This window comes from Streptomyces sp. NPDC059255 (genome assembly GCF_042752355.1).
Taxonomy (GTDB): domain Bacteria; phylum Actinomycetota; class Actinomycetes; order Streptomycetales; family Streptomycetaceae; genus Streptomyces.
Map to the genome: position 1 here is coordinate 52,471 of NZ_JBHYZP010000003.1, position 15,112 is coordinate 67,582.

General features: G+C 69.6%; 10 protein-coding genes. 8 read left to right on the top strand and 2 right to left on the bottom strand.

From position 1 onward, the window contains the following. Positions 1-122 precede the first annotated feature (122 nt). Entirely contained in the window at positions 123-1,211 is a 1,089-nt protein-coding gene (locus ACFXKG_RS05855) for an alpha/beta fold hydrolase (RefSeq protein WP_384833696.1), read from the bottom strand. Positions 1,212-2,294: 1,083 nt separating this feature from the next. After that, positions 2,295-4,715 (bottom strand): PQQ-dependent sugar dehydrogenase, encoded by a 2,421-nt coding sequence (locus ACFXKG_RS05860; protein WP_384832974.1) that lies wholly within the window; start codon positions 4,713-4,715, stop codon positions 2,295-2,297. A gap of 462 nt (positions 4,716-5,177) precedes the next feature. On the opposite strand from ACFXKG_RS05860, the gene ACFXKG_RS05865 reads away from it, so the two are divergent. From ACFXKG_RS05865 to ACFXKG_RS05900, 8 genes are all read left to right on the top strand, one after another. After that, positions 5,178-5,840 (top strand): TetR/AcrR family transcriptional regulator, encoded by a 663-nt coding sequence (locus ACFXKG_RS05865; protein WP_384832976.1) that lies wholly within the window; start codon positions 5,178-5,180, stop codon positions 5,838-5,840. A 117-nt stretch (positions 5,841-5,957) separates the two neighbouring features. Continuing rightward, on the top strand, positions 5,958-7,142 hold the full coding sequence (locus ACFXKG_RS05870; RefSeq protein ID WP_384832979.1) for an epoxide hydrolase family protein: 1,185 nt from the start codon (positions 5,958-5,960) through the stop codon (positions 7,140-7,142). Between the two features lie 477 nt (positions 7,143-7,619). Next, positions 7,620-9,056 (top strand): NAD(P)-binding protein, encoded by a 1,437-nt coding sequence (locus ACFXKG_RS05875; protein WP_384832982.1) that lies wholly within the window; start codon positions 7,620-7,622, stop codon positions 9,054-9,056. 658 nt (positions 9,057-9,714) lie between these two features. Next, positions 9,715-10,683: a PDR/VanB family oxidoreductase gene (locus ACFXKG_RS05880; protein WP_384832985.1), complete on the top strand. Its 969-nt coding sequence runs from the start codon at positions 9,715-9,717 to the stop codon at positions 10,681-10,683. A gap of 137 nt (positions 10,684-10,820) precedes the next feature. Beyond that, entirely contained in the window at positions 10,821-11,573 is a 753-nt protein-coding gene (locus ACFXKG_RS05885; RefSeq protein WP_384832988.1) for a dienelactone hydrolase family protein, read from the top strand. Positions 11,574-11,633: 60 nt separating this feature from the next. Then, positions 11,634-12,578, top strand: coding sequence for an MBL fold metallo-hydrolase (locus tag ACFXKG_RS05890; protein ID WP_384832991.1), 945 nt, complete (start codon positions 11,634-11,636; stop codon positions 12,576-12,578). A 111-nt stretch (positions 12,579-12,689) separates the two neighbouring features. Next, positions 12,690-14,342 (top strand): DHA2 family efflux MFS transporter permease subunit, encoded by a 1,653-nt coding sequence (locus ACFXKG_RS05895; protein WP_384832994.1) that lies wholly within the window; start codon positions 12,690-12,692, stop codon positions 14,340-14,342. Next, positions 14,339-15,112: an SDR family oxidoreductase gene (locus ACFXKG_RS05900; protein WP_384832996.1), complete on the top strand. Its 774-nt coding sequence runs from the start codon at positions 14,339-14,341 to the stop codon at positions 15,110-15,112. Before ACFXKG_RS05895 ends, ACFXKG_RS05900 begins: the two co-directional genes overlap by 4 nt.

The following is a 15,112-nucleotide window of genomic DNA, read 5'->3' on the forward strand; positions in this document are numbered from 1 at the left end:
CGTTGCTCTTGGTGGGGGACGTTTTGGTGGGGCGGGGCCCCCTCCCCTGATCCGGGGTGGGGGGGGCGGGGCGGGGGGGCGCCCCCCCCCACCTTCTGCTCATGCGCCGTGCCCGGTCAGGGCTACTTGACGAACCGGTCCGACCAGTCCTGGACCTTCGAGAACAGGATCGGAGCGGTCAGCTGCTGGTTGATGGAGTGCCCGGAGGCGGGGATCACGACGGCCTGCGCATGCGCGGACGGCCTGAAGGCGGCAGCCTCCTGGGCCTGCAGCGCAGCGGAGCTGGAGCAGTCGGAGCCGGTGCCGCCGCACACCACCCCGTCGTGCTCGCCGACCGCGACCAGGACCGGGTCCTTGATCTTCCGGAGCATGTCGGACCCCTCGGCCGCAGGCTCCTGAGACGTCTCGGGCGCCTGGGTTTCCTCGCTCAGCGCAAAGGCGTCCGGCTGCGCCGCCGCCTCGTCGGCCGCGAGGGTTTCGGGCAGCATCGTCGGCCCGTAGTAGAACCACTTGGCTCGGGTACCGGGCTTGGTGGTGACGTAGCCGTCGTCCAGCCCGAGGTGCGCGAAGCGCGGGTCCTGGTTGGCGCGGTGCATGTCCTTCTCCTGCGCGCCCATTTCCGCGTCGTTCTGCTTGGACGCAACGCCCGTGAGCACGACGCCGTCGACGTCACGCGGGTACGTGCCGGCGACGTCGGCGGCGATGGCCGACCCCAACGAGTGGCCGACGACAACGATCCGCTTGAAGCGCTGGTCGTCGATCTTTCCGGCCCGCAGCTTCTGCAGCACCTGGTGGACGCTCACGGAGTGGGTGTCGGCACGGAACTCAGTGCTCGGCGGCTGCGAGCTGCGCCCGGTGCCCAGCCGGTCGATCGCCAGGGTCGCAATGCCGGCCTTGGACATCGACTCGGTGTACGAGGGCACGCCGGCGCCGGGAGCCATTGACCAGTACCTCTGGTCGTAGGTTCCACCCGGAATCAGGACCTGAACGATGGCCGCCCGCTTGCTGGACGGCGCACACAGGGTGCCCGTGAGCTCCTTGTCGGCAGGTGCACCCTCTGTCATCGATACGGGGACCTTGACCTCCTTGCAGTGCGCCGAAGGAGTCGGAGACTCGGCAGCCGCTGCAGGTACGGCGGCGAAGGCCGGAGTCAGCGCCGCGAGGGCAAGCGACGCCACGGTGGTACGGAGTTTGAGCATGGACTTCCTCATCACTGATGGCAGTGTTCCGCGGAGAGTTGACGCCGGGGACGGCAGGTCGCGCCGCGATCGGTCGCCAACTCGACGGGTGTCGATCTGGCTGAACGGCCCGGACGCAGGGACGCCGCCCGGGCCCGCAGGCGCGTGAGCGTCGTCCACTCCGCACCGGCAAGGGCGTCACCCGACACGAATGCGCGGGCTCGCCACAAGCGACTATACGGCGTGAAGTTTCAGTCTGCCAGTCAGATAGATCACGCCATAGAGTCGATGTGTGTGCTGTGGATCGTAGGCCCGCGGCAGCTTCCCCTTGAGCCCGTTCCCGTCCCCTCTCCCGGTCGGCCGAACTGAAGAAGTGCGGCTTCACCGTCTGCCAGCGGTGGGCAGCGGGCGTCGGTGTGATGACCGCCACGGTGATCACACTTCGGAGTGGGCGCGGGCTCCCCCGGCCGCGTATCCAGGTGACGGGCGTAGATCCGCCGCTCTGTGGCTGTTAGCAGCGAATCCGCTGTGGCGACAGTGGTGCTGGCGGCGCAGGGGGTACGCGCCCAGACTCAATGCCGCTGGCTACTTGTGCCGAGACCTTGCTGAGGTCAAGATGTTTGCGCATTTGCCATGCGAGGCAATGCCAGAAGCCCGTGATCCCGGGGGTGCAGGGGGGGTGAGATTGCAAGAGCAATCGCGCGGAGCGGCGTGCCCACTAGTGGGCACGCCGGGTCGGGGCAGCCGGATCGAGCGGGATGGAGCGGGGTGGAAACAGGCTGGAAAGTCCGATTCTCGTGCAATGTTTTGGCAAAACTGCAGGTCAGGTCGATGCCTGGTTCGGGTTCGACTCCCCTAGGCTCCACAATGAGATGCCCTCTGAACTGCGGAAACGCGGATTTTGGGGGCATTTTTCGTGCCCGTGAGCGGGCACATGGTGCTCGTCGGCCCCTTGGGAGCTCTTGCCTCCCAAGGGGCCGCGGCGGTCCGGTGAGCGGCGACCTTGCGGATCGACCGGCGGACCGCACCCCGGTCCGCGCCCGACAGCCGGATACGGAGCAGTTACCTGATCGCCCGGACAGGGCCTGGTCGCCTGGTGCCCTCGACCTTGCCCTCTCAGCCGAAGGTGAAGGTACGTACGAACAGTTCGGGCTGGACTCCGGCGGGCCAGGTGCCGACGAAGTACAGGTCATGGACTCCACCGGGGTCGTTCACGGCGGCCGTGAACGTCTTGTAGACCCGGTTGGAGAGGGAAGTGGAACCGGTGTGCGGCAGGTTCTCGAACTTCGCCACCACAGGACCGTCCGGCGAGTCGGCGTGCACGGTGAAGTCCGCCCCGGCCATCCGGGTGGCGAACTCCATCGAGAGCCGGTCGATGCCGGCGGCATTGATCCGCGGGAACATGAACCAGTTGCCCGAGTCGGGGACGAAGAGCTGACCGGTGTAGAGGCCGACGCCCTGCCCACGAGGATAGGTGCTGGCGCTGTATTGGGTCGGATGCAGCACGATGTCGTTCGCACCGGTCAGGGCCGGGGCGCCGCCCGGCCCGCCTCCGTCGGTGTAGTCGGCCCGGACGATGTGGAACACATAGGCGCCAGGACCGTGCTCGGCGTCCCGGCCGGGGACGAGGACTCCTTCGCAGTTCGCGTCGGGCGTGGCCTCGGCCATGGGATGGCCGTGCTGGTTGTGCCCGAGCTGGTAGGTGACCTTCACCTTGGTGCAGTCGACGGTGCCGTCTTCCGGGTCGACGACATCGACCTTGAAAGGAATGTCCGCACCGAATTCCGAGAAGCCCCCGTCCACCGGCGTTTCGATGGTGACGACGGGACGGGTGTTTCCCGCCACGACGGAGAGATGTGCGACGGAGGACTTGCCACCGCTGTCCGTGACCGTCAACCGAGGCTGGTAGGACCCCGCGGTGTTGTAGGTGTACGACGCCTTCGCCGTGGTCGCGTCCGTGGTGCCGTCACCATTGAAGTCCCACGCGTACGTCAGCGCGTCGCCGTCCGCATCGGTGGACTTGGTCGCGTCGAACTCCACGGTGAGAGGCAGCGGCCCGGAATCCGCGCTCGCGTCCGGAGCGGCCTCAGGCGCACGGTTGCCCTCGGTGTAGTCGATCCGGTACAAGCCGGCGTCGTCGTTGCTCGAACCCCAGCCGTTGCCGTAGTCCAGGACGTACAGGGAGCCGTCGGGCCCGAATTCCATGTCCATCGGCTTGCTGAAGTCCATGTCCGGGAGGAATGCCCGCATGTCCTGAGGCTTTGTCAGCTTCTTGTCGAAGGCTGTGGTTTGGACCCAGTCGGTCGTCCAGTCGTACAGGAAGCGCCGGCCGTCGAACCACTGCGGGAACTTGGTCGCGGAGGGGTTCTTCCGGTCGTAGCGGTAGACCGGACCCGCCATCGCGCCGCCACCGTAGAGCTGCGGGAAGTACTCCTGCTTGTCGTACGTGTAGTAGACCGTCGCCGGTTTGATCGGGGGCAGGTCGACCAGGCCGGTGTTGTTGGGCGAGTCGTTGACGGGCTTGTCGCAGCTGAACCAGGGGCCAGGTTTGTCGTCGACGTAGTTCCAGTCGTTGTAAGGCTGGTTGTCCATCGTGCAATAGGGCCAACCGTAGTTGCCCGCGCCCTTCATCAGGAACAGGCGGACATGCCCGGCCGGACCGCGCTGGGGGTCCGGCTGAATCGCGTCCGGACCGTAGTCGGCCATCCAGAGCGCGCCCGTCTTCTCGTCGTAGTCCCCCAGCGTGAAGGGGTTGCGGAAGCCCATGGCATAGATCTCGGGGCGGGTCTTGCTGTGGCGGTCCGCCTTCTCGGGGAAGAGGTTTCCCTTGGGGATGCCGTAGCCGCCCTTCTTCTTCGGCACGATCCGCAGAACCTTGCCATTGAGGTCGTTGGTGTTGGCGGAGGTCCGCTGGGCATCGCCGTTCGCCTGCCCCGGCCGCTCGTCCGTACCGGGGAAGCCACGTGAGGCACAGCAGTTGGTGTTGTCCCCGGTCGCGATGAAGAGAACGCCGCCCTTGGTCATCAGCAGATCGCCCGCGCTGTGACCGCCGCTCACCCCTTGCGGGTGCTGGATGTCGATGACGGTCGTGGCGGAGTTCACGTCGAGGACATTCCGCGGGCTCAGCGTGAAGCGTGCCACCCGGGACACATAGGAGGTGTCCCAGTCGGGGCGGGAGAAGTGCAGGTAGACATGGCCGGACGTGGCGAAGTCCGGGGCCAGCGCCAGTCCGACGAGGCCCAGTTCACCCACAACCCGAACCGGGACCGTGCCTGCCGTCACCGAAGACTCCGTCCTCGGATCCCAGACCTTGACCCGGCCATCGCGCTCGATGTACACGACCCGGCCGTCCGGGGCGACGCTGATACGCATCGGCTGGGTCAGCCCCGTACCTTCGAGGAGAACCTTCTGGAACCGCTCGTCGCCGGGTGGTCGGCTTGTGGACGGTATGCCCCCCTGGCCTTCGTGCGGTCCGTCGTGTGCCGCGGCCACGGGCGTCACCAGTGCGAGCGGAAAGATCAGAGCGAGTAGAAACATCTTCACCCGACGCGCGGGGTGTCGGCGTCTTCCCTGTTGGCGGGCCATAGGGACCTCCTGTCTCTGCTTCGTTCACGGACCGTCGACGGACGCTGGGGCACAGGTCGGACCGGAGGTGGCCGCTTTCAGCGGGGAGGCACGGGCATCCAGAGCAACATCAGTGCCGATCGACGGTTGCTGTGGGGGGCGGAGCGGAGTGGAATCTAGCCGCTTACCTCTCCCGCAGGAAGAAGCAAGACGAAGTTCGCAAAACTTCGTCTTGCTTGTAGACAAAGTCGAAGAGGTCTGCTTTCGCTCGGCAGGGGAGACCGCCCCGGGAGGCCCGCTCTCGTCATCGAAGGCCGTCGGTGGCAGGCCCACGGCGTCATGCCGGGGCTCGCCGCAAGATCACAGAGCCATGCCCGGGCGCTAAGTGGAGATCGTATCTCCGTTGGGTGTTAGGGTGGAGAAATGGATGAATCGGTGACCTCTCCCGCAGCCGATGACGCTCGCCCCCTTCGCAGTGACGCGGAACGCAAGCGTCGGCGCATCCTCCACGCGGCCCGTGAGGAGTTCGCCGAGAACGGTCTGGGGGCGACGCTGGACGACGTCGCCCGCCGTGCCGGTGTCGGTGTCGGGACGGCGTACCGTCGTTTCGGCAACAAGCAAGTGCTGATCAACGAGTTGTTCGAGGAGCGCCTCGACGCCATGGTGACCCTGGCCGAGGAGGTGCTTGTCGAGGATGACCCGTGGGAGGGCTTCGTCAGATTCCTGACCACCGCCCTGGAACGGATGGCGGGTGACCGGGGGCTGCGTGAAGTGATCTTCTCGGAGATGCACGGCCGTCCCGAGGTCGCCGAGGCGCGCAGAAGGCTCCTGCCGGCCGCGGCGGCCGTCATGCGCCGCGCCCAGGACGCGGGCGCGCTGCGCCCCGACCTCGCGGCGACTGATCTCCCGCTCATCCAGTACATGGTGAGCCACACGATCCACTACACCCAGCCGGTTTCCGCCGATGTCTGGAAGCGCTGCCTCACGGTCGTCCTCGACGGCCTGCGCGCCCGCCCGGACGGCACGCCCATGACTCAGGCGGCGCTCACGCCGGCCGAGGAGGAGCGCGTCGTCGGCCTCGGGACCTCGATGTCCTGAGGGGCTTCGACGGCGTCCCCCTCGGGCACTGCCACCACCCGCGGGGCAGGCGGGAGCGATCCGTGTCGACACGCGCCGCCGCCTGTCGGGCAGCGGCCCTTCTTCCAGGAGATCACCTTGGCCGACAGCGCAGAGAACGCCGCTGCTGAACGCGCCTCCGTGGAACCCTTCGTGCTCGCTGTGCCCGAGGCGGAGGTGGATGATCTGCGCGCACGTCTGCGCCGGGTCCGGCTGCCCGAGCGGGAGCCGGTCGGCGACTGGTCGCAGGGGATCCCTCGCGCCTATGTGGCGGAGCTCTGCGCGTACTGGCTGGAGGAGTACGACTGGCGCCGGTTCGAGGGCGAGCTCAACAGCCGGGGCCAGTGGCGCACCGTCGTGGACGGGTTGGGGATTCACTTCCTGCACGTGCGCTCGGACCGGCCGGATGCCCGTCCGCTGCTGATCACTCATGGGTGGCCCGGGTCGGTGGTGGAGTTCCTCGACGTTCTCGACGCCCTGGTGGATCCGCCGGCCGGTGAGCCCGCGTTCCATGTCGTCGCGCCCTCGCTTCCGGGATTCGGGTTCTCCGACAAGCCGGCCGAGACCGGCTGGGGCGTCGAGCGCATCGCCGATGCCTGGGCCGTGTTGATGTCCCGGCTCGGGTACGGCCGTTTTCTCGCCCAGGGCGGGGACTGGGGTGCGTTCGTCACCACCGCTCTCGCGATCCGCCATCCCGGCCGTGTCGAGGCGCTGCACACCACGATGCCGCTCGTGCAGCCTCCTTCGGACTTCGCCCCTGAGCGGCTCGGCGAGCCCGAGCGCGCATCGCTGGACGAGGCCCGCGCCGCGCTGCGTGGCGAGGCGGGCTACATGACGCAGCAGGCGACGCGTCCCCAGACGCTCGGCTACGGACTGGCCGACTCCCCGGCCGGTCAGCTGGCCTGGATCGTCGAGAAGTTCCACGGCTGGACCGACTGCGCCGGGCACCCGGAGAACGCGGTGTCGCGGCAGCGGCTGCTCGACAACGCGTCCGTCTACTGGTTCGGTGCGAGCGGAGCCTCATCCGCGCGACTGTACTGGGAGAGTTCCGGCAGCCGGGACATGGTCACCCCGGTGACCGTGCCCTCGGCGGTCTCGATGTTCCCCAAGGAGCCCTTCAGGTCGCCCCGGACCTGGGTGCAGGCCCGCTACCGTGATCTGCGCTACTGGAACGCGCCGGGTAAGGGTGGGCACTTCCCTTCGCTGGAGGTGCCGCAGACCTTCGTCGCCGAATTGCGCGCCGCGTTCGGCGCCATGCTGTCCGCCGGTGACGGCGCAGGCTGAGGCAGAGCCCGCTCACAGCCCCGGAACAGGGCAGCGGGTGAGCCGCTTCGTGAGGGCCGCATCAGGCCCGTGCCGCCCTGCCCCGAACCAGCCGTGACCGCCGATCTCCCGGGCCCGCCGCAACGCCTCCGGCGGTCCACTCACGGGTGGACGGCATCCTGGCGCGGCCCCCTCGCATATGGCGGAGATGGCATCTCCACTTGGTGCTAGACTCGGACGAGTGGAGACTGGATCTCCATTTTTTGTCTGCTGGTGGTCACCGGTCGGGCTCGACCATGTGACGTCGGTTCGACGGCGAGCCGGGCCCGCGGCGAGTCGTCGTGTCCACCATGCCGCCGCGGACCGCTGGATCGTACAGGCCGACGTCTTGAGACGCCGGGGATCGCACGCGAGGTCCGCCGTCGGGGCGCATCGGCCGATCCGCCCACCAGCCGCGTCTTGATGCTCGCGAGGTAGCGGAAAAGAGGAGAGAAACCGTTGGAACCGACAGCGTTCGAGGTCGACTATCTGATCGTCGGAGCAGGCGCCATGGGCCTGGCCTTCGCCGACACCCTGGTGGCCGAGACCGATGCGACCGTGGCCGTCGTGGACCGCTACGGCCGGCCGGGCGGTCACTGGACCGTCGCCTACCCTTTCGTACGGCTGCATCAGCCGTCGGCCTTCTACGGCGTCAACTCCCGTGAACTCGGCACACGTTCACTCGACACCGACGGTGGGAACGAGGGACTGCACGAGCTGGCGTCGGTCAGTGAGATCCTCACCTACTTCAAGGAGGTGATGCACAGAACCCTCCTGCCGACCGGCCGCGTGTCCTACCACCCGATGACGTTCTACGACGGTCCGGAACCGACGAGGCCCGACGTCCACCGGTTCCACTCACTCGTCGCCGACGCCCGGTACGAGGTGACGGTGCGGCGCCGCGTCGTGGACTCCACCTACATGAACGTCACCGTGCCGGCCATGGTGGCACCGAAATACGAGGTCGGCCCGGGCGTCCGGCTGATCACACCCAACGAGCTGCCCTCGCTGAGCAGCAGGCCGTCCCACTACACCGTGGTCGGTGCGGGAAAGACGGGCATCGACGCGGTTCTGTGGCTGTTGGAGCACGCCGTCGACCCGGCCGACATCACATGGATCATGCCCCGCGACGCGTGGCTGTTCGACCGGGTCCACTTTCAGCCGGGAGCGCGATTCGCCGCCTCCAACGCGGCGGCGGTCAAGGCCCGCATGCGGGCGGTGACCCGGTCGCACACCGTCAAGGAACTCTTCCAGCACCTGGAGGAGTGCGGCAGCCTCCTGCGGTTGTCGCCCGATGTCACGCCGACAAGCTTCCGCTGCGCGACCGTGACCCGGACCGAACTCGAACAGCTCCGACGCGTCGACGACATCGTGCGCCAGGGCAGGGTCGTACGCATCGGTGACGAAGCCGTCGAACTCGAACAGGCCGTCGTCCCGGCAGTGCCGGGCACCCTCTATGTCGACTGCACCGCCGACGGTCTGGAACAGCGGCCCGCGGTCCCGGTGTTCGACGGCTCACGCATCACGCTGCAGTCGGTCGTCCCATGCCAGCAGGTGTTCAGTGCCGCGCTCACCGCGCATGTCGAGGCATCGTACGACCGGGACGAGACCAAGAACTGGCTGTGCGCCGCCTCCTCACACCCCCACACCGATCTCGACTGGCTGCGTGCCCACATCGACACCGCCGAGCGGCAGCTCAGGTGGAGTGCGGAACCCGCGGTCCGCGACTGGATCGAAACCTCCCGCGTCTCGATGCAGTCGGCGGCGGCTCTCACTCCTGAGCAGCAGGCGGAGTTCCACCAGGGCTTGGCGGTGGTGAAAGTACGATTGCAGGAGCTCCTGGCCCAGGACAGCCCCGCCGAAGCGCCGAACTCGCCGGATCGATCGATGGCGTGATCGCCTTCGGTGCCGTGCCGTGCCGTGCCGTGCTTCTTCGGCGCCATCATGTTGCCCAGCACCCTCGGCATGCTGCGCGCGGTCTCCCCGCCCGGGAAGTCGGGCATGGCCGTGGGCATCTGGGACATCGACTCCCCCGCAGCGCTCTGTGGCCGCCGTTCGTGAGTCCGGGCCTCGGCGGCGGGCTTGGAAGGTCCGGAACTCGTCATCGGTGAGGCCGGCGGCACGGCGTCCTCCGCTCGTACGGACGCGGACCGGTGGCCGTCCGGCGCGCTCCGGGGGGCTGTCGTCCAGGACGGCGAACGGCGCGGACGGCTCCGCGCCCGGAAAACACGCAGGTAACGGCCTTCCGGTGACTGCGCGAGAAGGGTGGGCGTTGCGAATGCAACAGATCCGGCAATGCTGTCCTCCCTGGCCTCGCGTGGGTTGCCGGGAGGCCGGCCCGGAGTGGCCGGAGTGAGACGGTCGACTTCGTCCGGAAGGTAACGATTCGGTTACGCACCTGCTGTGGAGCGGGTAGTGTTCATCTCGGGAAACGCCGTCCGTCGCCACGCCTTCCGTCGCGCGCCCATGACCTGACCTTCCAGCGTCAGCTCATGCGCCGGCCTGTGCGGTGACGTGAGTGTCGCTCCGTCTCCTGTGAAAGCGGGAAGCCTCTGTGAGCCATCCCTCCACTCCCGGTGAAGAGCTCTCGCTCGTCGTCGCGGAACGGGTCGAATCCGCCGACGACGTAGCCGCCCTGACCCTTCGCCACCCCGGCGGCGAGCCGCTCCCGCAGTGGCGGCCCGGCGCCCACATCGACCTGCTGCTCGACAACGGGCAGATCCGCACCTACTCCCTGTGCGGCGACCCCGGTGACCGGTCGTCGTGGCGCATCGGCGTGCTCCGCGTCCCGGACGGCCGAGGCGGCTCGGCGTACGTGCACGGCACGCTGCACGCCGGTACGCCGGTACGGGTGCGGGGGCCGCGCAACAACTTCGCGCTGAGGGAGGCCGGGCGCTACCTGTTCGTGGCGGGCGGCATCGGTATCACGCCGCTGCTGCCGATGATCGCCGCCGCCGAGGCCGCCGGGGCGCAGTGGCGGCTGATGTACGGCGGGCGGACGCTCTCCTCGATGGCCTTCCTGGACGAACTGGCCGGTTACGGGGACGCGGTGACCGTCCGTCCGCAGGACCGGCACGGCCTGCTCGACCTCGACGGCCTTCTCGGCGAGCCGGACGCAGACACCCTCGTCTACTGCTGCGGCCCGGAGCCGCTGCTGGTCGCCGTCGAGGAGCGGTGCCGCGCGTGGCCGCCCGGGGCGCTGCGGGTGGAGCGCTTCCGGGCCGCGGATCAGGGGGAGCGGGCGGCGGCGGGCGGCGACGCGTTCGAGGTCGTCCTCTCCCGCTCGGGGCACACCCTTCAGGTGGCTCCGGGGAAGAGCGTGCTGGAGACCGTGCGGGAGGCCGGGGTGGCCGCGCTCTCCTCCTGCGCCGAGGGCATCTGCGGCACCTGCGAGACCGAGGTGCTGGAGGGCGAGCCGGACCACCGGGACTCCGTGCTCGGCGCGGAGGAGCGGGCGTCCGGCGAGACGATGATGATCTGCGTCTCCCGCTCCCGCGGCCCCCGGCTGGTCCTCGATCTGTGACGGCCGCGTCCTCCTTCTCCAGCGGTACGGAACCGGCGCTCCGCGCCCACGGCGCCCCGGACGCGTGAGCCTCTCCGGGCGCCCACCCGCCCCGGCACCCCCACACCCCCACACGTTCGCGCATCGATGGAGCCATCATGTCCAAGACTGAACGCGTCGATCTGAGCCCGCTCAGTGCCCCCGCCGGCGGATCCGGGCGGCTGACCGGGCACCTCGCCCGGCCCGAAGGATCCGGCCCCTGGCCCGGTGTCGTCGTCGTGCACGAGGCCCTCGGCGTCGACGACGTCATGGTGCGGCAGACGGAACGGCTGGCCCGCGCCGGCTATCTGGCCCTGATGCCGGACCTGTTCACGCAGGGCGGGGTCCGGCGCTGCCTGATCCCCACCATGCGGGCGTCGCTGGCCGGCCACGGGCGGGCGTACCAGGACATCGCGGCCGCCAGGACCTTCCTCACCGGGAGCGCCGACTGCACCGGAGCCGTGGGCATCATCGGTTTCTGCATGGGCGGTGCGTTCGCCCTCATGTCCGCGGCGGACGGCGGCTTCGACGCGGCCTCCGCCAACTACGGGATGCTCCCCAAGGACCTGGACCGGGCGCTGTCCGGAGCCTGTCCGGTCGTCGCGAGTTACGGCGGACGGGACCGGATGCTCAAGGGCGCCGCGGACCGGCTGGACGCGGCGCTCGACCGGCTCGGCGTCGTGCACGACGTGAAGGAGTACCCGGCGGCCGGGCACGCCTTCCTGAACGACGCGGAGGTCGGCCCGCGCCCGCTGCGCCCGCTCTTCCGGGTGACCGGCATGGGCCCGGACCCGGAAGCCGCCGCCGACGCGTGGCGGCGCATCGAGACCTTCTTCGACACCCATCTCAAACGACCGGCGACCGCCGGATGACGCACTGACGAAGCGGACGCCCGACCGTCGGGCGTCTCCCCTCACACGAGAGCGGAGCTCATGAGCACCACACAGGCAGAGCAGGGAAACCAGGCGACGGAGACCGGGACCGAGAAGGGCTGGCACGTCGACGACCGTTGTCTGAACTGCAACATCGCCCGGCAGATCGCCCCCGGCATGATCGGCTACACGGAGGGCGGGGAGTACGGCGGCCTGTCGAAGGTCATCCGTCAGCCGGAGACCGCGGCGGACGTCGAGAAGCTGTACATGGCCGCGCACGCCTGCCCGACCCGTTCCATCCACCCCCCGGCCGACGACCTCGGCGCGGACTCGGATCCGTACCCGCTGGCGCTGGACGAGGACGAGACCGTCTTCCTCTGCGGGCACGCCTCGCCGCAGACGTACGGCGCGACCTCGTACCTCCTGCGCCGTCCCGACGGCACCGGGATGATGATCGACACCCCGCGCTGGCGGCCCGCGCTGGCCCGCCGCTACGAGCAGAAGGCCGGCAGGATCACCGACGTCCTGATCACCCACCTCGACCACGTCGCGCACGCCCGGAAATACGCCGACGCCTTCAAGGCCCGGCTGTGGATCCACGAGGGGGACCTCCACTCCCTCCCCTCGGCCGACCAGGTCATCCGGGGCACGGACCCGGTCGAGATCGGTCCCGGCGTGATCGCCCACCCCTTCCCCGGGCACACCGCGGGCTCCACGCTCTTCATCGCGGACGAGAAGTTCTGCTTCTCCGGCGACGCGTTCTTCTGGTCGAACGGTCAGCAGACCCTGGAAGTGGCCCACAGCGTCGTCTACGACTCGATCAGGACCCTCGCCGAGTCGGTGGCCCGTGGCGCCGAGGAGCTGACCTTCGAGTGGGTGCTGCCGGGCCACGGCGATCTGCACCACCTCCCCGCCGACGAGATGCGGGAGCGGATGCGCGGTCTCGGCCGCCGCGCCGCGACCTACCCCGCCGAGGGCATCGACTACGGGGCTGTCCGCTACTGACGGGCGGCGCACCCGTACGGGGGCTCAGGGGTGTCCGCGACCACGCGTACGCGCCCCTGAGCCTCCCCCGATCGAGCGGAGAACGAGGAGACCACGAATGAGGCAGGGGACATGACAGGGAGTGGGCAGGGGCCGCGTACCACCGGCCCGTGGGCGGCGCTGGCCGCCCTGTCGCTGGGACTGTTCATGATCGTGGTGGACACCTCGATCGTGTCGGTGGCCGTGCCGGCCATGGTGCGCGGTCTCGGCACCGGTCTCAACGCGGTGGTGTGGGTCACCAGCGTCTACCTGCTCGCGTACGCCGTCCCCATGCTGTTCACCAGCCGGCTCGGCGACCGCTACGGCCCCCGGCGGGTCTTCGTCGCCGGGCTGGCCGTGTTCACCGCGGCCTCCTTGGGCGCCGGACTCTCCACGGGCGTGGAGACGCTGATCACCGCCCGCGCGGTGCAGGGCCTGGGAGCGGCGCTGCTGACCCCGCAGACCCTGACCCTCATCACCCATCTCTTCCCGGACGGCGACCGCGGCCGGGCGATGGGAATCCTCGGCGGAGCCTCCGGGCTGGCCACCGTCACCGGCCCGCTGCTCGGCGGGATCCTGGTGGACGGCCTCGGCTGGCAGTGGATCTTCCACGTCAACGTCCTGGTCGGCACCGCGACACTGGCCCTGAGCCTGCTCGTCGTCCCGGACATCCGCCCGGCGCGCGCACCGCGCTTCGACCTGCCCGGCATCCTGCTCTCCGGCGCCGGACTGCTTCTGATCGTCTTCGGCGTCCAGAACGGCCGGACGTACGGGTGGGGCGAGATCCTCGGGCCGGTCACGGTGTTCCGTGTCATCGCGGCCGGCGTGGCGCTCCTCGTCGCCTTCGTGATCTGGCAGCGCGTCCACCCGTACGAGCCGCTGGTGCCGCTGCGTGTCTTCGCCGACCGGGACTTCTCCATGGGGTCGCTGACCACCGCGGTCCTCGGCTTCACCCTGACCGGCATGTTCCTGCCGCTGGTCATCTACACACAGTCCGCGCTCGGTCTCTCGCCGACCGACGCCGGGCTGGTCACCGCGCCGATGGCCCTGGTGTCCGGGCTCATGGGCCCGTTCGTGGGCCGTTTCTCGGACCGTGTCCCCGGCAAGTACCTGGTGATCTCGGGGCTGCTGGGCATGGCCGCCGGCCTGGGCGTCGTCGCCCTCCAGGCCAGGGCGGACCTCCCGCCCTGGCAGCTCGTCCCCGGGCTGCTGGTGTGCGGGCTCGGCATGGGATGCGTCCTCGTCCCGGTGAACAACGTCGCGATGGGCACCGTCCCCGCCGAACTCCGCGGAGCCGCCTCGGGAATCTTCTTCACCGCCCGCCAGCTGGGCGCGGTCCTCGGCAGCGCGACGATCGGCGTTCTGCTCCAGATCCGTATCGCGGCCGCGACGGCCGAGGCGGCAAGGACGGCCTCCGCACGTCTGCCCGCCTCCCATCGCCAGGACTTCCTGGCGTACGTACGGGACGCGGCCGGCCGGGCGACGGGCGCCGGCGACCCGGGGACGACCCCCATGGCCCTCCCCGGGCACCTGGCCCGCCGAGGGCACCAGCTCGCCGAACAGGCCGTCCACAACGGCCTGACCCAGGCGGCGAGGGAGACCCTGATCCCCCTGATCGCGGTCCTTCTCCTGGGCACGCTGGCCGGCGCCGCGATGCGCCGTACCGCACCGGCCCAGGGCCCCTCGCAGCCGACCGATCACCCTTCCCCGCGTACCCCCGTCACCTTCAGGAAAGGCTCCTCATGACCTCCCCCAGCGGCTCGGACCCGCGCGTCGCCCTCGTCACCGGCGCCAACAAGGGCGTCGGACGCGCCGTCGTCGAGCAACTCGCCGACCTCGGCACGACCGTCTACCTCGGCGCCCGCGACGAGGAGCGCGGCCGCGCGGCCGCGGGCGAACTGCGCGCCGACGGCCGCGACGTCCGGTTCCTCCGGCTCGACGTCACCGACGAATCCGGCGTCGCCCTCGCCGCCAAGCGGATCGAGGAGGAGAGCGGCCGGCTCGACATCCTCGTCAACAACGCCGGGATCAGCACGCCCTGGCGGGTCCCCAGCCGGACCACGGCCGACGAGGTACGGCAGGGCTTCGAGACCAATGTGATCGGCTACATCACCGTCACCAACGCCATGCTGCCGCTGCTGCGCCGCTCCACCGCCGCCCGCGTCGTCAACATCAGCAGCGTGCTCGGCTCGCTCACCGCCGCCGCCGAGAACCACGACCCGACCGGCGCCTTCCCGGACGGCGGCTTCCCCGTCATCCTCGGCTACAGCCTCTCCAAGACCGCGGTGAACGCCCTCACCGTCATGTACGCCAACGAATTGCGCGAGGAGGGCATCCTCGTCAACTCCGTCTCCCCGAACTGGGTGCCGACCGACGCCAACGACCACTCCGGCATCCTGTCGCGGGAACAGGGAGCCGTCATGCCCGTACGGATGGCCACGCTCCCCGACGGCGGCCCGACCGGCACCTTCACCTGCTCCGACGTCACCGGGGCCGGGCTGACGCTGCCCTGGTGA

Bases quoted from the DNA above. Each gene is read 5' to 3' on its own strand.
- ACFXKG_RS05855 (WP_384833696.1), bottom strand. From the start codon at position 1,211: ATGAGGAAGTCCATGCTCAAACTCCGTACCACCGTGGCGTCGCTTGCC.
- ACFXKG_RS05860 (WP_384832974.1), bottom strand. From the start codon at position 4,715: ATGTTTCTACTCGCTCTGATCTTTCCGCTCGCACTGGTGACGCCCGTG.
- ACFXKG_RS05885 (WP_384832988.1), top strand. From the start codon at position 10,821: ATGTCCAAGACTGAACGCGTCGATCTGAGCCCGCTCAGTGCCCCCGCC.
- ACFXKG_RS05890 (WP_384832991.1), top strand. From the start codon at position 11,634: ATGAGCACCACACAGGCAGAGCAGGGAAACCAGGCGACGGAGACCGGG.
- ACFXKG_RS05895 (WP_384832994.1), top strand. From the start codon at position 12,690: ATGACAGGGAGTGGGCAGGGGCCGCGTACCACCGGCCCGTGGGCGGCG.
- ACFXKG_RS05900 (WP_384832996.1), top strand. From the start codon at position 14,339: ATGACCTCCCCCAGCGGCTCGGACCCGCGCGTCGCCCTCGTCACCGGC.